At 74.6% G+C, this 21,836-nt stretch carries 9 protein-coding genes and 1 pseudogene; 7 read left to right on the top strand and 3 right to left on the bottom strand.

Features of this window, described 5'->3' with window-relative positions; genetic code table 11:
- The 6 genes and pseudogenes from ACFWIC_RS18290 to ACFWIC_RS18265 all read left to right on the top strand — a co-directional run.
- A pseudogene (locus ACFWIC_RS18290) lies at positions 1-7,245 on the top strand (hypothetical protein); the annotation flags it as partial.
- Positions 7,246-7,325: 80 nt separating this feature from the next.
- Positions 7,326-8,849: a hypothetical protein gene (locus tag ACFWIC_RS18285; protein WP_380519393.1), complete on the top strand. Its 1,524-nt coding sequence runs from the start codon at positions 7,326-7,328 to the stop codon at positions 8,847-8,849.
- A gap of 155 nt (positions 8,850-9,004) precedes the next feature.
- On the top strand, positions 9,005-12,370 hold the full coding sequence (locus ACFWIC_RS18280) for a right-handed parallel beta-helix repeat-containing protein (protein ID WP_380519392.1): 3,366 nt from the start codon (positions 9,005-9,007) through the stop codon (positions 12,368-12,370).
- On the top strand, positions 12,367-13,788 hold the full coding sequence (locus ACFWIC_RS18275; RefSeq protein WP_380519391.1) for a S8 family serine peptidase: 1,422 nt from the start codon (positions 12,367-12,369) through the stop codon (positions 13,786-13,788). Before ACFWIC_RS18280 ends, ACFWIC_RS18275 begins: the two co-directional genes overlap by 4 nt.
- Before the next feature lie 198 nt (positions 13,789-13,986).
- The gene (locus ACFWIC_RS18270; protein ID WP_380519390.1) at positions 13,987-14,751 is read left to right on the top strand and encodes a sigma-70 family RNA polymerase sigma factor; all 765 of its coding nucleotides are present in this window, start codon (positions 13,987-13,989) and stop codon (positions 14,749-14,751) included.
- Between the two features lie 556 nt (positions 14,752-15,307).
- Positions 15,308-16,870 carry a hypothetical protein gene (locus tag ACFWIC_RS18265; RefSeq protein ID WP_380519388.1) on the top strand — a complete coding sequence of 521 codons (1,563 nt, stop codon included), beginning with the start codon at positions 15,308-15,310 and terminating at the stop codon, positions 16,868-16,870.
- A gap of 131 nt (positions 16,871-17,001) precedes the next feature.
- Here ACFWIC_RS18265 and ACFWIC_RS18260 read toward each other — a convergent pair whose 3' ends face one another.
- On the bottom strand, positions 17,002-17,487 hold the full coding sequence (locus ACFWIC_RS18260) for a hypothetical protein (RefSeq protein ID WP_329880898.1): 486 nt from the start codon (positions 17,485-17,487) through the stop codon (positions 17,002-17,004).
- Positions 17,488-17,752: 265 nt separating this feature from the next.
- The gene (locus ACFWIC_RS18255) at positions 17,753-19,321 is read right to left on the bottom strand and encodes a CehA/McbA family metallohydrolase (RefSeq protein WP_329951979.1); all 1,569 of its coding nucleotides are present in this window, start codon (positions 19,319-19,321) and stop codon (positions 17,753-17,755) included.
- Positions 19,322-19,514: 193 nt separating this feature from the next.
- On the opposite strand from ACFWIC_RS18255, the gene ACFWIC_RS18250 reads away from it, so the two are divergent.
- Positions 19,515-20,450 (top strand): polysaccharide deacetylase family protein, encoded by a 936-nt coding sequence (locus ACFWIC_RS18250; RefSeq protein ID WP_380519387.1) that lies wholly within the window; start codon positions 19,515-19,517, stop codon positions 20,448-20,450.
- A gap of 150 nt (positions 20,451-20,600) precedes the next feature.
- On the opposite strand, the gene ACFWIC_RS18245 is transcribed toward ACFWIC_RS18250, so the two are convergent.
- Positions 20,601-21,830 carry a sensor histidine kinase gene (locus ACFWIC_RS18245; RefSeq protein WP_380519386.1) on the bottom strand — a complete coding sequence of 410 codons (1,230 nt, stop codon included), beginning with the start codon at positions 21,828-21,830 and terminating at the stop codon, positions 20,601-20,603.
- Between the last annotated feature and the right edge of the window lie 6 nt (positions 21,831-21,836).

Here is a 21,836-nt window from a genome sequence, read left to right as displayed (position 1 = left end):
GACTCCGAGGATTCGGAGGACGAGCGGAAGACGCCCGAGCAGCGGGCGAAGGAGGAGCGGCTGGCCGAGGAGAGGCGCGCGGGTAAGCGCCGGGCCGACGAGACCGAGGAGCCGCACCAGACGGAGGAGTCGCGCCAGACGGAGGAGACCCGGGAGACGGAGGAGACTCGGGAGGTTCGGGACGAGGACTCCGAGGATTCGGAGGACGAGCGGAAGACGCCCGAGCAGCGGGCGAAGGAGGAGCGGCTGGCCGAGGAGAGGCGCGCGGGTAAGCGCCGGGCGGACGACGTCGGGGACGTGCCCTCCGTCCCGCATCCGCCGCTGAACGACGGTCTCACGATCGTCGCGTCGGAGACCCGCGACAACGTCGACCAGGGCCCGCAGGTGCCGAAGCTCGTCCTCGACCGCGGGGTGCTCGCCGGCTCGCACATGGTGACCAGCCTCGGCAAGCCGGACACCGTGCTGGTCAGGGAGCTCGGTACGAAGATCGCCGAGGCCCTCCCCGCCGACACGCCGAACCGGGAGTCCTTCGCCCGGGCGCTCGCCGAGAGCGTCGCCAGCGGCACGAGCCTGCGTTCCCTGGTGTCGGCCCTGTCCAGGGGGGACGTCCTGCACATCCCGGTCGGGACCGACGCCCGCCAGGGCACCGTCACCATCCGTGGCGAGGTGGCGGACCTGGTGCGCCACACCCGGAAGGAGAAGTTCGAGTACGAGGGCGGCGGCGACCGCGTGGTGACGCTCGGGGAGACCAAGGGAGCGAACAAGTCGGGCGGCCTCGGGCTCCAGGGGCGGGGCGACTTCTTCAAGATCATGCGGGTGGCTCTGGACGCCTTCGGCGTGAACCGCGACAAGACGCGTTCCGACGAGCTCACGACCAGCTCGAAGTTCTTCTCGCGGGCCAAGACCACGGAGGTCACCGAGGTCTTCCGCGGGAACCTGCTGGTCGAGGTGGGGTACCAGCCGAGGGGCAAGCGGGAGACCGACATCGCTCCGGCCCGACTGGATCCGAGGAACCGGAACCTCCTGACGACGCCGCTCGAAGTGGGCATCCCGGAGCGCGAGACCCGGCCGTCCACCGAGGCCGACATCAACAAGAACCTGCTGGGCGACCTCGACCAGGACCATCTCCGGCAGCAGCGGCTGCATTCCTCCAACGTCCTGCTGGACGTCCACGTGACCGGCGCGCCCCACGTCCGCACCACGGCGCGGGAGGACGCGGGCGGCTCCGTGCAGATGACGGACCGGAGCAGGCCGCAGGACACCCTGCCGACCCGCCGACAGGCCATGGTGGGTGTGGTCGAGGCCCTTCGCGAGAGCATCGTCCGCGAGAAGGCGACCCACGAGCAGACCGTCCGCGAGCGCACCGCCGACCAGGACGCCGCCGACCGGGACACCGCTCTCGACGACGCCGCCCGCGCCGACCGCACCCGCCGCGAGACGGAGACCGGCGCGAGGCTCGCCCGGGCCGAGGAAGCGCTCACGTACCACGGGAGCGTGCTGTCCGAGCGGCTCGTGGCCGAGTTCGGCTTCCGGCGTCTCCAGCAGGACTTCAAGGGCCTGACGAACGGCGAGTCGGTGATCGTCCGGGTGCCCGGCACCGACGTCTGGGCCGAGGTGAAGGCCGCCAGCCGCGGGATGCGCCTGGTGGCGACCACCAAGGACACCGAGTTCAACACCGGCGCCGGCGCGGCCATGACCAAGCTCCGGCGGAAGGTGGTGACCGGGTTCCTGCAGCTCCAGGGCGGCGGCCGGTTCGGCACCGACGTTCTGAACGTCGGCGCCAGCTACGGGAAGCGGTGGGGCAAGGACAGGATCATCGTCTCGGGCCGGACGCTGGAGACCGCGGTCACGACCAAGACCAAGGAGAACGGTGCGGTCCTCGACGGGGACGGTTACCTGGAGGTGACGATCCACAAGGGCGACGAGAAGCTGGGCGACACCATCGAGGTGCCGGTCGGGTTCCGGTCGCTGATGCCTCAGTCGGACCTCCTCGCCAACCAGCAGAAGGGGCCCGTCCTGGAGGCCGAGTACCTCCTCCCGGAGTCCGCCGTCATCCGCGACATCGGTTCGCTCGCCGAGGTGCGGAGCGATCTGGAGAGGGTCGGCCGGGAGCAGTACGGGAGCCTCTGGCCGCAGATCCGCACCGAGGTGATGCAGATCGTCACCCAGCCCTCGCTGGCCTCCAAGCTCGGTGCGATGAGCCGCGGGGACGAGTTCGAGCTGACCGCCTTCGACCGGGACAAGGTGGCCGGCGCGGTCGCCGCACTGGCGCAGCGCGGTCTCAAGGTGACCGTCAAGGCCACGCTGACCCACACCCAGCTCCTCCGGACGAGCGAGAAGGCCGACCTCAGCCGGCAGAACGAGTCCAGCAGCTTCAGGACCGAGCAGCGGTACACCAGTAAGTTCGATCTCAAGCAGGGGGCCGTCGGATACGCCCCGGTCAGCGAGATGCCCTCCGGCCAGGTACAGCTCAGCCAGGAGATCAGGGTCCGCGGCGGTGTCCGGGACGACGTCAACGACAAGCTCTACTCGAACAGCAAGATCCGGGAGGCGCAGGAGATCCACGGCGGGAGGATGAACCTGACGGTGGTCCTGGAAGGCGGCGGGTTCGGAACCCGTGAAGTCTCCGCGGGGATCGACACCGAGTTCAGCGTGAAGTCCCGCACCGACGCGCCGGCAACGGGCGGGCCGGGCCCGCTGCCGCGCAACGAACTCAGTGCCGCCTCCGTGGTGTCGTTCAGGAACGAGCCGGGGACACCGGGCGGTGACCGGTTGTTCCAGGACGTCCGGAACGCGCTGAAGGACCGCTTCCAGTGGCGCGGGGGCGTCTCCGACTCCCTGGAGCGCACCCTCCGGTCGGATCTCGGCGCGGTCGCGATGCAGGCCAAGCTGTCCGAGCTCACCCGGGGCGGGGTGCTCAAGGTGCCGGTCGCCGGTCCGGGCTGGTCGGCCGAAGTGGTCGTCCGGGCCGTATTGAGGGCGGCGCCCGTCACGAAGTACACCGTGAACGACGCCGAGTTCGAGGTCGGGACCCAGAACCGGACGGGGCACGGCGTCATGCGGGACATCCGGGACCGGGTGACGGGGGTCCTCGGGCTGACCGGCAGGGCGCAGAAGGAGCAGGGCGGCGGGCCCGGGCTGACGGTGACGGGCGACTACTCCTACCGTCACGAGTCGTCGACCGGTGGCAACCTGCAGAGCTCCGGCACCGCCGTCAACCGGGCGAAGAACGTCTCGACCGCCGTCGTGTCCGACGTCGACGTCCAGTACCAGGTGGAGATCCGCGGCTGGACGGGCGGGCTGGTCCCCAGCACGACGAAGCTCGACCCGATCACGATGCCGGCGGAGGTCGTCACCCCGCAGTACGGCGCGTTGGCACCGGCCGATGTGCGCGCGGTTCCGGACCGCATCTGGCAGGACCACGTGCTCGGCTCCTCCGACGTCGTCACCAACGTGTTCAGGCCCAGCGGCCCGGCGGCCACGGTGGCGCCGGCCGACTTCGGCAAGGCCGTCCTGCGGGGGAGCAACGACCCGGGGGAGTTCGGCGGGCGCAACGTACAGGAATGGCTGCACGGGCTCGGCAGGTCCGGCCTCCGCCACAAGCTGTACGACGCGCTCAGCCCGAACAACCTGCACGACCAGCTCAAGACCATGATGTCGGGCCGGGAACTGGTGGTCTCCGACGGCGGTGTGACCGTCAGGATCGGCGCGTCCGTCAAGCGGCTGGCCCACGAGGGGAACACCACGACCACCGAGTTCAACACCGGGACGAACGTCGAGCACACCCACTCGGCGGCCGACGGGGCGACCGGCGGCGGCAGCGGCTCCAGCCACCAGCTGCGGGCCGGGGTGGCCGTCTCGACCGGCCTGTTCTACGCGGGCGACACGCTGGCCGCGTCCTCCAGCAACAGCACGCGCGAGACGTGGTCGAACCGCACCGGCTCGGGCAACACCACCAAGGTGAAGCCCGTGGGCAACGTCTTCACCGGCGAGGCCAACCTGCACTTCTCGGTCGAGTGGAAGGACCTGGTCAGCACCGAGGGCCGGTTCGTCATGGTCACCAAGCGGGCCTACTTCCGGCGCGAGGTCGGCATGGACGTGGTCATCGACGTCGCGGAGACCCGGGAGACCGTGCCGGGCAACCCGCCGAACGAACCGACCAAGGACTTCGTGGCCGCGACCGCGCCGCGCGGCGCCGCCCTGCGCAGAGGACTGAACGACGACCGGCCGGTCGCCGAGGCCACCCCGGCCCCGCCCGCCCAGATCCCTCCCCCCAGGGTGTGGACGCACGGGCTGGTCGACACCGATGTGGTGCGCGACGCCGGCATGTCCCCGGACGCGCGGAAGCAGCTGACGGACGGCGCCGAGGAGTTCCTGGGATCGGACAACTGGGACCGCGTCCGGGGCATGGTGGAGCGGATGATCGACCCGGTGGCGCTGGCCAGCCGCCTCGTCACCCCGCACACCCCGGACGCCTCGGCGGGGGACACCCGGAACGACGCCTCGGACCCCGCACCGGAAGGCGCTCCCACGCCCCCGGGCTCCGTCCGACCGACCCTCACGGACGGCCCGGGCAACTCCACCCTCCTCCTGGGACGGACCGATCTGGCCGGCGACGTCCAGGTGGAGGTGCGGATGAAGATCAAGGAGCTGGAGTTCGTCAAGACCGACACCAGGACCGACTCCAACCCGACCAACACGTCGTCGGTCACCGACGGCGTCCGGGCCCAGCGCGCGTTCCGCGTGGCCAACCGCATCACGGGGGGCGTCGTCACCCCCGATACCTTCGGGATGGGCCACGCCAGCCTCCGTGGCGGCATCTACGTCGACACCGCCTACGAGCGCCGGACCGACGTCGAGACGGTCGAGGGCGGCCAGATCGTCAACAACGCCAAGATCTCCACCCCGACCGCGCGGTACCGGGGCTTCGCCGAGGTGGAGGTGATCTACCACAAGGGCGAGCTGACCATGCCCCGCATGGAGCTCATGGCGATCGAGATCGACATCCCCGCCGGTGACACCACGCCGACACCGGTACCGCACAACGGCTTCCTGCGCTTCCACGAAGAGGCGCAGAGCGGCGAACTCCGCCTGCACGGCGCGCCGCCGGACGCGCTGAAGTCGGTGGCGGGTGCGCTGGGGCTCGACGTCGGCGCGCCCTCCGACCACGAGCGGATCCTGCGCGTCGGCCACATCGCCCGGAGGCTGCTCCCCGAGTCGCTCACCGTCGAGGGCCCCAGGGGCGAGCGGTGGTTGCGCGGCCTCGACCGGCTGCTCGACCTCGCCGCGAACGAGGAGGCCGGGGCTCCCTTCGACCGCCTGCGCGACGCGATGGCGGGCCGGCCGGTGCCGGTCCAGGATCGACGTCGCCTCCAGGACCTCGTCGAGCACGTCGGCGCGGACCTCGATCTGGCGGCGGGAGCCGCGAACGGCCACTGGGAGGTCCTGGGGGCGGGGCAGGAACAGCCGCAGCAACCGCAGCAGGGCGGGCAGCGGCAGCCGGACCTGAGTCTGCGCGAGCCGACCGTCCCGGACGTCCGGTGGACCGCCGACGCCGCCGACACGAGGTCCATGTCCCGACTGCTCGACCGGTTCCGGGCGACCGTCCTCCAGGAGGCCGCCCTCCGGGGGAACGCTCCGAGGGCGGAGGGGGACACCAGGCCGCCGGTGGTCGAGGTCACCCTGGACGGACCGGTCAATCGGGCCCAGCGGGAGGCCGACGCGCTGGAGCGGCGGCTGCGCACGCTGTCCCGGGGACTGACGTACGAGGTGGACGTGGTCATCCGGACTGTGGAGTCTCCGGTGCCGCGAGCGGCAGCCCCGGGCGAACCCGCGGGCGCCGTCCGCTCCTTCCGGATCGGACCGGAGACGCCGGACGCGGAGGACGGGGTGATCCGGCAGTCGGAGGAGGCATCGGGCGCCCTGTCGGGCGGATCCTTGCCGAACGTTCCGCAGGTGCGGCGTCCCTCGCAGGAGGACGGGGCGGAAGACCACGCGGACGATCAGGCCGATGGCCACGCGGACAACCGGGCGGACGATCAGGTCGACGACCAGGCGGACGACCACGCGGACGATCAGGCCGGCAACCGGGCGGACGACCAGGCCGATGGCCATGCGGACAACCGGGCGGACGAGCAGGCCGACAACCGGGCCGACGACCACGCGGACGATCAGGTCGACGACCAGGTCGGCAATTGGGCGGACGAGCAGACGGAGGACGTGCGGGAGGTCCCGGGCGGTCCGCTGTCGTTGAACGGGTCGGGTCCGGGCCAGGGCTCGAACGTACCGCTGACGCGACGGCGGGACGACGAGTCGGACGAGGAGCAGGAGCCGTCCGTGCGGCGCGACACGCTGGACGAGGAGCAGGACGCCGGCCTGATCGTGCCGGGCCTGTCGGAGAGCCAGCCGCAGGAGAACCGGCCGCAGGAGAGCCAGCCGCAGGAGAACCGGCCGCAGGAGAGCCGCTCGCAGGAGAACCGGCCGCAGGAGGAGCGGTCGCCGGAGAACCGGGAGGTTCCGCTGCTGGACGCCGGTGCGTTCGTGCCGCGGCCGGTGCCGTCCCCGGACGACCCGCGTCGGCGTCCGACCGTGCCGACGGCGAGTTCGCGGCACGACGAGTCGGACGACTCGCTGACGTCGGATTCGCTGACGTCGGGTTCGTCGTCGCCGATCGAGCGGTCGGAGGGGCCACAGCACGAGCGCACGGAGTCGGGCGACTCGATGGTGACGGCCCCGCTCTGGCCGGTCGACGCCGCGACCTTCTACCAGCACGAGGGCGCGCGGTTGGGGGACGACTCGGACAACGCGTCGGTCGATTCGGACCTGCCGGACCTGCCGCACGAGCGCGACGCGTCGGGCACCTCGTGGCGGACGGCACGGTTGTACGAGGGTGAGGAGGACTTCTACCAGCACGCGGGTGCGCGGTTGGGGGACGACTCGGACAACGCGTCGGTCGATTCGGACCTGCTGGATTCCCGGAGCGAGCAGTCGGAGGACTCGTGGGTGGAGGTCCAGCCGCCCCGGTTCTACCAGCAGGGCTCGAACGTGCCGCTGGGGAACGAGACGCCCCCGGTGGTCGAGTCGCTGCCGTTGCCGCCGTTGCCGCCGCACGAGGCCGGCGGGCCGCCGCGGATCGAGGAACCCGCTCCCCAGGAGACCCTGGAGGACAGCATCTTCACCGCCCTGACACAGATGTACAACAACGGCGGGGCGGCGGGTGAACCGCCCGGCGGTGCCCGGCCGTAGAGAGGGAGTGGGAGCACCCGAGGTCCTGTCGGCCGGGTGGTCCCACCGACAGGGACTGCATGCGGAGCCGAGGAGCTGCGGTGGGGACGAGCACGGGCGGGAACGGAACGACGGGCATACAGCTGCCGTCGGTGGCCTGGGAGATGGAGGAGGAGGGCGACGGGGCAACCACGGCCCCGTCGGCGGGACCGGTGCCCTCCTCCGGTCCCTCGCCCTCCTCCGGAGCGGGCGCGGGCGCCGCGTCCGCTGCCGCCGGGGCTGCCGCCGTGGCGGCGGCGGCGCCTCCCGCGGTGCCGCAGTACGGGCCGCCCACGCCGGAGGCGTCGCCGACGCCGGCGGCCGTGCCCGCTCCGGACCCCGGCTCCTCCGGCAGCTTCCCGGAGGAGCCGGGAGCGCTGGAGCCCGTCGCTCCCGAGCCGGAGGGCGGCGCGCCCGACGGCGCTCTTCCCGGGCGGCGCGCCAGGTTCAAGCGGCCCGCACTGGTCGCCGCCGCCACGGCGGGGGTCGTGCTGATGGGCCTGCCGTTCCTGATCACCGACGGCGCCGACCGCCGGGACGGCCACGGCGGGCGGGGCGACGACCTCGGGGTGAACCAGCCCGACCTCCAGCTCGTCGACGGTCCGCAGATCGACGACGCCCCGGTGCCGCCCGCACCCGTCGACCCGCCCGTCACCGGCGACCCGACCGCGGCGCCCACCGAGGCGGCGCCCGTCCAGGGACCGATCCCGGGCACCCCCGAGACGCCCGTCATCGACGGCGTGCCGGCCGGCCAGCCGGTGACCGCCGCCGTCCCCGGCGCGGCCCCGAACCCGCAGAACACCCGGCCCTCCAACGGTTCCGCCCCGGTGGCCAAGGCGCCGGGAGGCGGTGGGACGCAGCAGCAGGGGAGCGGTGGCGGTTCGGGCTCGCAGCCCGCCCAGGGCCAGCCGCCCGCGGGGCAGCAGCCCGCGCCCCCCGCCGCCGGGCAGCCGCCCGCCGCGCAGCAGCCCGCGCCACCGGCGGCCGGGCAGCCGCCCGTGGCCCAGCAGCCCGCGCCGCCGCCCGCGACCCAGCAGCCCGTGCCCCCGGTCCCGGCCCAGCCGCCCGCCGCGGCGAAGGCGACCTACAAGGCCGTGGGCGGCACCGGGTGCTCGACCTCCTCCGCCACCTACGCCCAGCACGGCTGGTACGAGCAGGACACCAAGGGCTGGCTGAACAACTCGGCCGGCGGGTACACCGGTTCGGGCTGCAACGGCAAGTACGTGTCGATGCCGATGTCCGGCGCGGAGGCCAAGGACGACACCGACAACTGGGTGCTCTGGACGTTCTCCACGGCGCCGGTGACCAATGGCAGTTGCAAGATCGCCGTCTACGTGCCGAACAACTCGGACGTCAAGGCGGTCGGTGCCGCGCCCGCGTACTACACCGTCCAGAACGCCTCGGGCGGCACGATCGGCGACTTCCCGGTCAACCAGAGGACCAACCGGGGAAGTTGGGTCACCGGGGGGACGTTCGCGGTGAGCGGCGGGAAGATCGCCGTGAAGCTGCACTCGCGCGGCATCGACTGGAACGACAAGGCGCACATCGCCGCGTCCGCCGTGAGTGCCGACTGCACGGCCGCCTGACACCGCCACCCCGGGCACCGCGCCCGCCTGCCCGCCGGAGCTCGACCCACCGCCCACGACCCACCGCAGCACCACCACCGCACCACGACGACCGCAGCACCACCACCGCACCACGACGACCGCTATACGGCGAAGAACCCCAGGAGATGAAGGCCATGTCGCGCCATGTGCTGACGGTGTGCCCGGAGCAGCGCGGCGGCCCGTACCGCACGATCGGCGACGCGCTCGCGGCGGCCCGCAACGGGGCGGTGATCTCCGTGCGCCCCGGCCGCTACGAGGAGAACCTCGTCATCACCAAGATGGTCACCATCACCGCCGAGGAGCCGCGCGGCAGCGTCCGGATCACCGCCCGGCGAGGGTGCGTCGTCCAGGTGGTGGCCGAGGCCGTCCAGCTCACCGGCCTGATCGTGCAGGGGCAGGACGAGGAGCTGCCCGCGGTCGACGTGCCGCGCGGGCAGGCGGCGCTGTCCGACTGCGAGGTGGTGGGCAGCTCCTGGACCGCGGTGCTCACCCGCCAGCAGGGCTCGCTCGCGATGCGCGACTGCCGGGTCACCAACCCGGCCGGCGCCGGCATCGTCGAGACGTCCACCGGCACCAGCGTGATCGAGGACTGCGTCATCGAGCACCTCGGGACGTCGGCCGTGGTGATCGGCGAACGGGCCAACCCGCTGCTGCGCAACTGCGTCCTGCGTGACGCGCGCGGCAACGGCGTCTGCGCGAACGGCGAGGCCCGCGGCACCCTGGAGGACTGCGAGATCTCCGTCACCGACAAGCCCGCCGTCGCGCTGGAGGAGCGCTCCACCACGCGACTGCTGCGCACGACCGTCCACGACACCACCATCGGCGTGTACATCAGCTCCGAGGCGCGCGTCCTGCTGGAGGACTGCACGGTGACCGGCACCTCCGGCCACGGCATCGCGCTCGCCGGCGGTACCGATCCCGAGCTGCGCCGCTGCCGGGCCACCCGCACGGCGGGCCACGGCATCCACGTCACCGCCCGTTCGCGCGGCGTCTTCGAGGACTGCGAGGTGGACGGCGCCGAGGGCACCGGCATCTGGGTGGGCGAGTCCGCCGGCCCGGTCCTGACCCGCACCGTCGTCAAGGACTGCGGCGCGGTGGGCGTCGAACTGACCGGGGGCAGCACCGCGGACATCGACCGACTGGAGGTCCGGGACGCCACCGGCGCCGGTGTGTCGATCACCGACGGCGCCAACCCCAGGCTGCGCCACCTGACCGTCACCGGCGCGGGCGCCGACGGCGTCGAGGTGGTCCGGGACGGCCGGGGCCGGCTGGAGGGCGTCGAGGTGGTGGACGCAGGCCGGTCCGGGCTGCGGATCGCCGACGGCGCCGACACCTTCGTCGGCAACGCGGTGGTGCGCGGGGCCAAGGGGGCGGGCGTCCTGGTCGGCAAGGTCGGCCGGGCCGCGCTGCGGGACTGCGAGACCTCCGCTTCCGGGGACGACGGCCTCGCGGTCGAGGACGGTGGCGAGCTGACCTGCACCCGGGTCCGCACCCACGGCAACCGCCGGCACGGCGTGCGGATCGGGGCCGGGGCGCGAGCCGTGCTGACCCAGGTCGACGCGGTGGAGAACATCGGCGACGGAGTGCGCCTCGACTCCGCCGAGGCGGTCCGGCTGACCGGCTGCACGCTGGCCCGCAACCGGGGCTCCGGCCTGCGGCAGACCGCGCCGAGCGAGCGGCTCGCCGTCGAACAGCTGGCCAGCGAGGAGAACGGCCTGCCCGACGCGCACGGCACCGCGACCGCGGCCACCGCCCGGCCCGCCACCGGCGCGGAGAGCGCCGACCCCGGCGGGGCGTCCGCGGCCGAGGCGGGGGGCCGGCCCGCCGGTGAGGCGGGTCCGGTCGTCGCGCCCGGTCCGCTGGAGGTGCTGGAGTCACTGGTCGGCCTGGCGGGCGTCAAGGAGCAGGTGGCCACCCTGGTCAACCTCAACAAGCTGGCCCGGCGCCGGGAGCTGGCCGGCATGCCGAGCCTCCCGATGAGCCGCCACCTGGTCTTCGCGGGCCCGCCCGGCACCGGCAAGACGACCGTCGCCCGGCTCTACGGCGCCATCCTCGCCGAGCTGGGCGTGCTGCGCAGCGGGCACCTGACCGAGGTGGCCCGGGCCGACCTGGTCGCGTCGATCATCGGCGGCACGGCGCTCAAGACCACCGAGGTGTTCCAGTCGGCGCTCGGCGGGGTGCTCTTCATCGACGAGGCGTACACGCTCTCGGCGGGCTCCGGCGGCAGTGGGCCGGACTTCGGCCGGGAGGCGATCGACGCCCTGGTCAAGCTGATGGAGGACCACCGCGACGACATCGTGGTCATCGTGGCCGGCTACTCGGCCGAGATGACCGACTTCATGGCCAGCAACCCCGGCCTCGCCTCCCGGTTCAGCCGGACCGTCGAGTTCGCCAACTACGAGGTGGACGAGCTGGTCACCATCGTGGAGAAGGCCGCCGGGGCCCACGGCTACGAGCTCGCCGACGGCAGCGTCGAGGCCCTGGCGCTCCTCTTCGAACAGATGCCGCGCGGCGCGGACTTCGGCAACGGGCGGGCGGCCCGCAAGGTCTTCGAGGAGATGGTCGACCGGCAGGCCACCCGTCTCGCCGCCCAGCCCGAGATCAGCGACGAGGACCTCGCGCTGCTCGTCCCCGAGGACGTCGGCGTCGAGCTCGCGGCCCCCGTGTCGGCGGCCGACGGCACCGAGCCGCTCGCCGAACTGGCCGCCCTGGTCGGGCTGCCGGCGGCCAAGGAGCAGGTCGAGGACCTGGTCAACCTGCTCCGTCAGGCCCGCCGCCGGGAGGAGGCCGGGCTGCCGACCGCGACCATCAGCCACCACCTGGTCTTCGCCGGGCCGCCCGGCACCGGCAAGACCACCGTCGCCCGCCTCTACGGGCGGCTGCTGGCCGAACTCGGCGTGCTGCCCAAGGGGCAGCTGATCGAGACCGCACGCGCCGACCTGGTCGGCCGCTACGTCGGCCACACCGCGCAGCTCACCAAGGAGGCCTTCGAGCGGGCGCGCGGCGGAGTCCTCTTCGTCGACGAGGCGTACACCCTGACGCCCCGGCACGGGGGCGGCGGCGACTTCGGGCAGGAGGCGGTGGACACCCTGATGAAGCTCATGGAGGACCACCGGGACGAGGTGGTGGTGATCGTGGCCGGCTACGACGACGAGATGCGGCACTTCCTCTCCTCCAACCCCGGCCTGGCGTCCCGGTTCTCGCGCCAGATCGACTTCGGCCACTACACGGACGACGAGCTGGTCACCATCGTGACGAACCATGCCGAGTCGGCCGGGTACAGCTGCGCGCCGGAGACGCTGGAGGCGCTCGGGCGACTGTTCGCCTCGGTGCCGCGCGACCGGACCTTCGGCAACGGTCGCTTCGCCCGGCAGACCCTGGAGGGCATGATCACCCGCCAGGCGGGCCGGCTCAGCCGACTGGACGTCGCCGACCTCTCCGAGCTCAGCCTGCTGCTGCCCGGCGACATCGCGGCGGACCGCCTCGGCAGCGCGGTGTGAGCGGACGGGCCACCCGGGCCGGGCGGGCGACCGTCGCGGTGTGCGGTCTCACCCTGCTCGCCGCGGTCGCCCCGTCGGTGGCGGCCGGGCCTGCGGCGGTGGCTGCCGTGCCGGCCGTCCTGCCGGCGGCGCCCGGGGCGGGGCCGACTGCCGCCGTGCCCGCCGCTCCCGCGGTCCCCGTCACACCCGGCGTGCCCGTCGCACCGGGCGCGGCGTCGGCGCCCGCGGCCCCCGGGGCGTCGCCGGGCGCGGCGGAGCTGCCCGGGGTGGCGCAGACGCTGCCCGACGTCAAGCAGAACGGCTGCCGCAAGCCCTCCGCCCGGACCCTGGACCGGCCCGGGTGGGCCCAGGCGTACCTGCGGTCCGACGCCGTGTGGCCGCTCAGCCGGGGCGCCGGCGTGACGGTGGCCGTGATCGGCTCGGGGGTGGACGCCTCGGCGGGGTCGGCGTCCGGTGCACTGGCCGGGCGTCTGAAGCTCGGCCCCCGGCAGTACGGGTCGGGCGACTCGGGCCAGGACTGCGTCGGCCACGGCACGTTCCTCGCGGGCCTGGTCGCCGGCCGCCGGATGCCCGACGGCGGACCGTCCGGACTCGCCCCCGGGGCGACCGTGCTGGCCGTGGCCGCCACCGACGACGCCGGCAGCACCACGTCCGACCTGCTCGCCAAGGGCATCCGCGCGGCGGTCGACGGCGGCGCCCGGATCGCCGTCGTCGCGGCGCCGGTGGCGGAACCCGCGCCGGCGCTGGCCGAGGCGGTCGGTTACGCCGCCGCCAAGGGCGTGCTGCTGGTCGCGCCCGCCGGGCCGGACGGGCAGACGGCCGCCGCGCCGGTGTACCCGGCCGGCTACCCCGGCGTGCTCGCGGTGACGGGCCTCGCCCCTGACGGATCCGTGCCCGTCGGAGCCGCGGGCGGAGGGGCCTCCGGTGGCGGTGCCGCCGCGTCCGGGGCCGCCGGAGCTCCCGCCGGGCGGGCCTCGCGGGTGGACCTGGCGGCGCCGGGCGAGGCCGTGCAGGCCGCCGGCCCGGGCGGGGGCCACTTCACCGCCTCGGGTCCGAGCTACGCCGCGGCCCTGGTCGCCGGGGCGGCGGCGCTGGTGCTCGGCCGGTCGCCCGAGCTGACCGTCGAGCAGCTCGCCGACCGGCTGCGGGAGACCGCCTACCGGCCCGGCTCCGCGGTGCCCGATCCGGTCGTCGGCTGGGGGGTGGTGGACCCGGTGACGGCCGTCACCGTCGCACCGGCCGCCGCACACGCTCCGCTCTCACCGACGGACCCGGTCGTCGTCCCTCCGCCCGCCGACCGCTCGGCCGTCCGGCGGGCTTCGGCGCTGGCCGGCGCGATCCTCGGCGGGGCCGCGCTGGTCGGCCTGGCCGCCGCCGCGGTGCGTGCGGGGCGCCGACGGGGCTGGCGCGCGGGGTGATCGCCGACGGCCGCCAACGCCGGGCCAACGGCCCGGTGCCGGTGGCATTGGCGTGACGTTGGCCCGTCGTTGGCGACGGCTGCGAGCGTGGCACCGCCGGGGGGAGCGGTCCGAAGGGAGCGGTACACCCGGCGCACCGAGTCAGCGGTCGAGCGATCGGCCGATGCACCGACGAATGTGGTAAGGGACCCAAAAGCCGTGGCCATCGACGCTACCGCCCACGACGGAACGACCATCCAGGACTCCGGGTCGCCGAGCCCGGAGAGCACCCTGGGGGGCGAGCGGAGAGGGTCGGAGCCCGCCCGGCGCAGCCCTGACCTGCCCGCGCCCGAGGGGGCGACGGACGGCGGGCCGACGGCGGACGCGACCACCGTGCCGGCGGCCGAACCGACGGCCGGGGCCGGGAAGTCCGTCGCCCCGGTGACCGTGCCGCCGGCCGCCCGGCCCACCCTGGACCAGGACACCCTGGCCGAGCTCTTCCGCCTGCACGGCGGCTACCTGCTGCGCGCGATGCTCCGCGTCACCAGCGGCGACCGCGGCAAGGCCGAGGACATCGTGCAGGAGGCCCTGCTGCGCGCCTGGCAGAACCCGGCCGCCATCCACCGAGGCCCCGAGCACAGCCGCCCCTGGCTGTTCACCGTGGCCCGCCGGATCGCCATCGACCACTACCGGATGCAGGCCGCCCGGGCCCAGGAGGTCGCCGACGAGGCGCCCGAGGAGCACGCCGGCGCCCACGACCCGTACGACGAGGTGCTCGCCGCCCGGGACATCGCGGTCGCCATGGCCGAGCTCCAGCCCCACCACCGGGACGTGCTCGTCGAGCTGCACATGAGGGGCCGCTCGATGGCCGAGGCGGCGGTGGTGCTGGGGGTGCCGGTCGGGACGGTCAAGTCCCGCAACTTCTACGCCGTCCGCGCCCTGCGGCCGATCCTGGAGGCACACGGCATGGCGACGGCCGGCTGACCCGTCGCGCCGTTGGCCCGTCCCGCAGGGTGGGACCGGCCCCGGCCTGTGGGCGTCGGCCGGTTCTCTGCGGTCCTCTGCGGTCCTCTCCGGACCCGTGCGGTTCCTCCGTGCGGCCCCTCCGGGCGGTTCGGCGGAGAAGTCGGGCGGAGGCCGGTGAACCGTCCGGCCCCCGCCGCCCGTTGATCACAGTGGCGGCACCGCCACCGGAGCTCGTTCCCCCCGTGCGGGCACCGGTAGCCACCGCTCCGGCGGGGCAGCAGTCCCTTGCGCGGGACTGCTGCCCCGCCCGGGGGACCGTCAGGTCTGCTCCCGCCCGTCCCGACCGGTCCGCCGGCGGGTGAACCGGGTGTGACGGACCGTCCGTAGTCACTGCTGAGCGGCCGAACTCCCGGCTCCCGCGCCCCGGCGGGTGTCGGGCCCCTGCGGCGGCCCGGTGTTCCCCCTTGTGGGAGGGCGGACACCGGGCCGCCGGTCCTCGGGCCCGCCGACCGGGCCGTTCCCGGCGATGGAGAGCTCCGGCCGTCCGTGCCCGTCCGAGCCCAGGAGAGTCCCGATGGCCAGACACCGGCTCAGCCGCCGCCGGCGGATCACGTTAGCCGCGACGGCCCTCGCCGCCGGCAGCGCGCTGATCCTCGCGCCGCGCGACGCGCCCGCCGCGGCCACCGCCACCGACCCGGTCGGCCTCAACGCCGCCCACGCCTACCTCGGTTGGGGCGACGCGCCGGACCCGGTCGCGGTCATGAAGGCCACCGGTCTGCGCCAGTTCGCCCTCTCCTACGTGCTCGCCGGAGGTTCCGGCTGCGAGCCGCGCTGGGACGGCTCCCGACCGCTCACCGGCGGCTCCGACGAGGCCGCGATCAAGCGCATCCGCGCCGCCGGCGGCGAGGTGCTCGCCGCGTTCGGCGGCTGGGACGGCGCGAAGCTGGGCGAACGCTGCGGCACCGCCGCCGAACTCGCCGCCGCCTACCAGAAGGTGGTCGACGCCTACGCGCTCAAGGCGGTCGACATCGACGTGGAGTCCACCGAGCTGACCGACCCGGCGGTGCGGCGGCGGATCGTCGAGGCGCTGCGGACGCTCAAGGCGAAGAACCCCGGCCTGCTCGTCTACGTCACCTTCCAGACCGAGCAGAAGGGCCCCGACGCGGACGGCGCCGACCTGATCGCGCTCGCCGCCAAGTCCGGTCTGGTGGTGGACGGCTGGACCGCGCTGCCGTTCGACTTCGCCGGTCGGGAGAGTGACCTGCCCGCCGTGGTCCGGCAGTCCGTCACCGGCCTCCAGCGCGCCGTCGCCACCGCGTACGGGTGGGCGGACGACCAGGCCTGGCGACACGTCGGCCTGGTCGCGATGAACGGCCGCACCGACCAGCAGGGGGAGCAGCTCACGGTGGCCGGCCTCCGCACCGTCCGGGAGTTCGCCGCCACCCACCACCTGGCCCGCCTCGGCCTCTGGGCGGTCAACCGTGACCGGCCCTGCCCGGCCGACGCCCCCGCCGGTCCGACCTGCAGCGGTGTGAAGCAGTCGGCGTACGACTTCACGCGCGTGGTCGCCGGGTACCACACGGACTCGGTACCCGGGGACGTGGGCGGCCCCTGCCGCATCCCCCTGCCGTCGATCCCGCCGCTGGCCGTCCCGTCCGGTTCGGCGTCCGGTTCGGCGTCGAATTCACCGGCCGCCGGACGGTCGGTCTGCCCGACCCCGACCGCCACCGTGACGCCGACGCCGACGCCGACGCCCACGGCGACCTCGACGCCCACGTCCGGCGGGTCCCCGTCCGGCACGCCGAGCGCGAGTCCGACGTCCGCGAGCCCGACGTCCGCGGCCCCGCTACCCGGCTCGGCCGTCCCCCCGGCGGTCCCGCCGGCCACCACCGTCGCCGCCCCGGTGCCCGGTGCCGGCGCCGACACCCCGGGCCCGGTGGCCGTGGCCGCACCCGCTCCGGCCCCCGCCCCGGGCGGCTCGCTCGCCGCCACCGGCGCGAGCGGCGTCACCGACACCCTGCTCACCACTTCGGGGGCGCTGCTGTTCCTCGGCGGCGCCATCGGTCTGGTCGGAACCCGTCGCCGCGATCCCGAGGGCACTCCGGCCGGCGGCCCGACCCCGCCCTCGGCCGCCTGACGCCACACCGCACCGGCCCCGTCCGGCGCTCCCGTCGTCCCGGGAGCGCCGGACGGGGCCGGCGGCCGTTCTGGTCGCCGACCGACGCCGGGCGGCCACCGCCCCGCGGGGACCCCGGGGACCCCGGGGGGTCACCACCCGAGGAGGTAGGCCCCCCGCCGCAGGCCGGCCAGCACGGCTCCGGCCGTCTCCTCCGCCGTCCCCCTGCCACCCTCGCTCCGGTGCGCGCTCGCGCCCCCGTTCAGCACCACGTAGTGCAGCGCCGCCCCCGTCGCCCGGCTCTCCCGGCGGAAGGAGTCCAGCGCCGTCGGCGCGACCGAGCCCTCCACCACCACCTGGTAGCCGCCCGAGGCGAAGGCGAAGGCGGCCTGCGCGGCCGCCGCGAGTGCGGTCACGTTCTGCCGCCGGGCCTCCGGCAGGTGCGGCGCGACGTACCCCTGCCGGACCGCCCGCTGGAAGTCCTCCGCGCGCAGGTGGACGCTCGGGTACAGCGCGTCCGCGACCAGCGGGGCGACCGCACCGATCCCGGCCCCGGCGGCCGGGTCGGAGAGGACGACCACGCTGCCCGCTCCCCGTCCGCCTCCGAGCTCGGGCCCACCTACGGTCGTACGGTTCACAGCTGCTGATCCCTTCACGGGCGGGGAAGGACGGGGAGCCGGGGCGGGACGGCCGGAGCGCGCGGGCCGGCCCGACGCGGAACACAGGCGGGCCGAACCCGGCAAAGCGGACAGCCGACCGCCTCGTCCCCACGAGTGACTGCTGTCGGAGATCAACCTAGTCCACCGCGCGGCCCCGAGTCCTCCCCCTCCCGATACCTCCCGCCGGTCCTCCCCGCGCTCCTCACGCCTGCCCTTCCGGACCTCGCCTCCGGGGCCCTTCGCGCTACTCCGCCACCTGAAGGACGATCGGGTTGGTCAGCGCCGCCATCGGGCCCCACGGCAGGTCCGGCCCCATGGAATTGCCCTTCCCCGGGGTCCCGTCGGCCCTGGGGCGCCGGACCTCCGCCCGGACGAACGCCGCCAGCGAGGCCGTCGTCCGCCAGACCACCGTGCCCGCGCCGTCGGCCGGCAACGACTCCTGGTGCAGCTGGCCCTCGTCGGTCAGGAACCGCACCGTGCCGTTCGGCACTCCCGCGACCGCGAGCCGGACGTCCACCGGCGCGTCCGCCGGGACGGTCAGCTCCTCGCCGATGCCCGCCTGCCGGCCGTTCCCCGTGGCGGTGAACTCCAACTGGACGGTTGCCGATTCGGCCAGCCAGCTGCGCCCGGACCGGATCCCGTCGAGGACGTCGTCCCGGGTCAGGTCCTCGGCCAGGACGACCGTGTGGGGCGAGCCGATCACCTGCGGCGCGCTGTGCGCGTCGCTGTTGCCGACCGCGGGAAGCCAGGACCGGCCCTGCCGCAGCGCCACCGCCAGCCGGGCGTCCCAGCCGTCCACCGCCGACTCGTCGTCGTACGTCCACGGGCCGTTCCACACCTCGACGGCGTCGGCGTCCTCGTACCCGAACTTCCACTGGCAGGCGACGTACGGGCAGAACGGGTGCGCCGGCACCACGAGGCCGCCCTGCCGCCGCACCTGCCGGGCGAAGCGGGGGAACGCCTCGTCGCGGGAGCGGTACCGCCAGTCGACGAACTGGCCCGGTTGCAGACCCAGGGCCAGCCAGTGGCCGTTCCTGGTGGTGACCTCCTCGCCGAGCATGATCAGCAGGTCCGGCCCGGCGAGCGGACCCCAGACACCGTGGGCGGAGGTGGTGTTGTGGTCGGTGGAGACGAGGAAGTCCAGCCCGGCGGCCCGGGCACCGGCCGCCACCTCGGCGGGCAGCCGCCGTCCGTCGGAGTGCACGGTGTGCAGGTGGCAGTCGCCCCGGTACCAGGCGCGCCCGCGCCCCCGCGCCCGCTCCGGCGGGTACGAGGGGGTGAAGACGCCCCCCGGCGCCCCGGAGCGGAGGGTCACGTCGACCCGGTACTCCAGCCCCTGGGGTGCCACCTGGTACGGGCCGAGCACGACGTGCCAGCGCCCGGGCCGGACCGGTCCCGGCAGGTAGCCGGGGGTCGCCTGCTCGCGGCTCACCGAGAACTCCGTCCGGAACCCGCCCGACCAGCCGCGGAAGCCGCGCCCGCCGAGGTCCGTGCCGCGCTCGTCGAAGAGCCCGATGTCGCAGGAGTTCCCCGGAGTGCCGGCTGGAACGGTCGGCTTGTCGTACCGGTAGGTGACGGCGACCTCCCGGACCCCCGCCGGCACGTCGAACGGCAGGTAGACGAAGTCGGGGGCTCCGGTCGGCAGCCGTCCGGTGAGCGTGATCGTCCGGTCCGCAGCTCCGGGCGTTCCCTCCTCCGCGCGGGCGGCGCCGGCACCCGCCGCACCGAGTGCCCCGGCCGCGCCGGCCGCCCCGGCCGCGAGCAGCCCGCGCCGGCCCAGTAACCCCTTCTCGCCGTGCACATCGTCCGCCATCAGATCCTCCGACTCGCCCGGGACGTTTTCCGCCTCCTACCCGCGCTCCCGCCCGCCCCGGTGAACCACGGGTGAGCCGGACCTCACGTTCACGCGGCAGCCCCGTGAAGGTCGCCCGGGTTGCGCGGACTGACGATCAGTCTCTTCATGGGACGTGGATCATCTGAACATCAGACAGCCCGGGAGGCTCCCCATGTCACTCAGCCGGCGGACCCTCCTGGCGGTCGCGGCCGGCAGCGCGCTGGCCGCGTGCCGGCCCTCCACCGCGCGTCCGCCGACCCCGCCCGGCCCTCCCACCCCTCCACCGACCGCCTCACCCACCCCCACGCCCGCGCCCTCGCCCGCATCCGCGCCCGCAGAGACGCCCACGGTCGCCCCCACGCCCGCTCCCACCTCCGCCCCGGCAGCCATCCCCGTCCCGCTCCCCACCCGCACCACCGTCACCACCCGCTACGCCGAGGCCGCCCCCACCGACTGGGGCCTCGACGTCCCCGGCGTCCTGAGCGCGCTCCCCGACGGCGAGCGCGCCATCGCCCTCACCTTCGATGCCTGCGGCGGACCCGGCGGCTCCGGCTACGACGCCGGGCTGATCGAGACCCTCCGCACCCACGACGTTCCCGCCACCCTCTTCCTCAACGCCCGCTGGATCGACGCCAACCCGGCGACCTTCGAGGACCTCGCCGCCGACCCCCTCTTCGAGATCGCCAACCACGGCACCGCCCACCGCCCCCTGTCCGTCACCGGCCGCTCCGCCTACGGCATCCTCGGCACCGGCGACGCGGGCGAGGTCTACGACGAGATCTCCGGGAACCTCGAAAAGCTCACCGCGCTGCTCGGCCGGCCACCCCGCTACTTCCGCGCGGGCACCGCCCACTACGACGACGTCGCCACCCGCATCGCCGCCGACCTCGCCCAGCCCGTCGCGGGCTTCACCACCAACGCGGACGGCGGAGCCACCCTCACCGCCACCCAGGTCCACCGCGAACTCCTCGACGCCCCGCCCGGCGCCATCGTCATCGCCCACATGAACCACCCCGCCGCCGGCACCGCCCGCGGCCTCGCCACCGCCCTCCCCACCCTCCTCGCCACTGGCCGGACCTTCACCCGCCTCTCCGACGCCTTCCACTGATTCCACCGAGCGCTGCTCTGACACGGCGGATGTCGGCGGTTCGAACCGCTCGTACGCGTGTGAGGAAGGGCCGGGCGCGCGCCTCCACCGGGGCGCTGCTGTCGTCCGGTGCGTGAGGTTTCGCGCTCGGGGTGTCGAGATCCGGCGTGCTCAGGCCGGTCGGCTCTCGCCGACGGCCGCCGCCCCGGTGGCGCGGGCGGTGGAGACCGGGAGGGCCGCGGCCACCCGGAAGCCCGGACCGTACGGGGCCGCACTCAGCAGGCCGCCGAAGAGGGCGACCCGCTCGCGCAGCCCGAGCAGCCCGTGCCCGGTCGACAGCTCCCGCTGCGCGCCCGGGGGCCGCCCGGCGCCGTCGTCGACGACCTCGATGATCAGCGACTCGTCCCAGGTGATCCGCACGACCGCCCGGGTGCCCGGTCCGGCGTGCTTGGTGATGTTGGTGGCCGCCTCCTGGACGAGGCGGTAGGCGGTCTGGCCGACGCTGTCGTCGATCCGCAGCGGCGTACCCCGCGTCTCCAGGGAGATCTGGACGCCGGCCCTGCGGATGTCCGCCAGGAGCCGGTCCAGGTCCCCCAGGCCGTGGGTGTTGCCCTCCTCGGCCGGGGTCTCCGAGGTGCGGAGCAGCCGCAGCATGTGCCGGAGCTCGGCCATCGTGGACCTCCCGAGGTCCTCGATGTGCTCGAAGGCCTCACCGCGCGCCGGGTCCTCGAACGCCGTGACCCGGGCCGTCTCGGCCCGCATCACCATCACCGCGACGGCGTTGGCGACGATGTCGTGCAGCTCCCGGGCGATCCGCACCCGTTCCTGGGTGACCCGCCGGCGGGCCTCGGCGACCTCCTGCTGTTGACGCTCCGCAGCCCTCCTCGCCGCCCGGCTCCACCGGGCGAGCCACCAGACCGCGAGGGTGATCGGCAGGTAGAAGGCGATGTTCGCGACCAGCACCGGGAGCGTGGACGATCCGCCGTAGAAGGCCACGGTGGAGTAGATCGCCAGCGAGAGCGGCACGAAGGCGAGGGCGAGCGCGGGCAGGGCGACGGACCGCCGGCACTGCTCGGAGACGGTGTAGAGGGCGATCAGCAGGCCGAAGCACGGCGTGTAGTCGAAGACGTGGGCGATCGAGAGCAGGTTGGCGCCGGTGGCGATCACCCACACGGCGCCGAACGTGACCACCGGGCGGCGGCGGCGCAGGACCAGCGCCGCCCCCTCGGCGGCGGCGAGCAGCAGCATCCACAGCCGCTGCTCCCACGTCGTGGAGGGGACGATCAGGGTGCCGAAGTAGAACAGTTCCGGGAACAGGGCGACGAGCGCCAGCGCGGCGTCCTGCAGCCGGACGGAGCGCACGCCCCGGACGTCCCCCGTCCGGTCCTGCGGCGTGGTCATCGTGCC

The sequence above is a fragment of the Kitasatospora sp. NPDC127035 genome (assembly GCF_042726075.1).
In the GTDB taxonomy this organism is placed as follows: domain Bacteria; phylum Actinomycetota; class Actinomycetes; order Streptomycetales; family Streptomycetaceae; genus Kitasatospora.
This window is presented reverse-complemented; position numbering and strand designations above follow the sequence as displayed.

Coding starts and splice junctions, on each gene's coding strand:
- ACFWIC_RS18280 (WP_380519392.1), top strand. CDS start 9,005: ATGTCGCGCCATGTGCTGACGGTGTGCCCGGAGCAGCGCGGCGGCCCG.
- ACFWIC_RS18265 (WP_380519388.1), top strand. CDS start 15,308: ATGGCCAGACACCGGCTCAGCCGCCGCCGGCGGATCACGTTAGCCGCG.
- ACFWIC_RS18255 (WP_329951979.1), bottom strand. CDS start 19,321: ATGGCGGACGATGTGCACGGCGAGAAGGGGTTACTGGGCCGGCGCGGG.
- ACFWIC_RS18250 (WP_380519387.1), top strand. CDS start 19,515: ATGTCACTCAGCCGGCGGACCCTCCTGGCGGTCGCGGCCGGCAGCGCG.
- ACFWIC_RS18245 (WP_380519386.1), bottom strand. CDS start 21,830: ATGACCACGCCGCAGGACCGGACGGGGGACGTCCGGGGCGTGCGCTCC.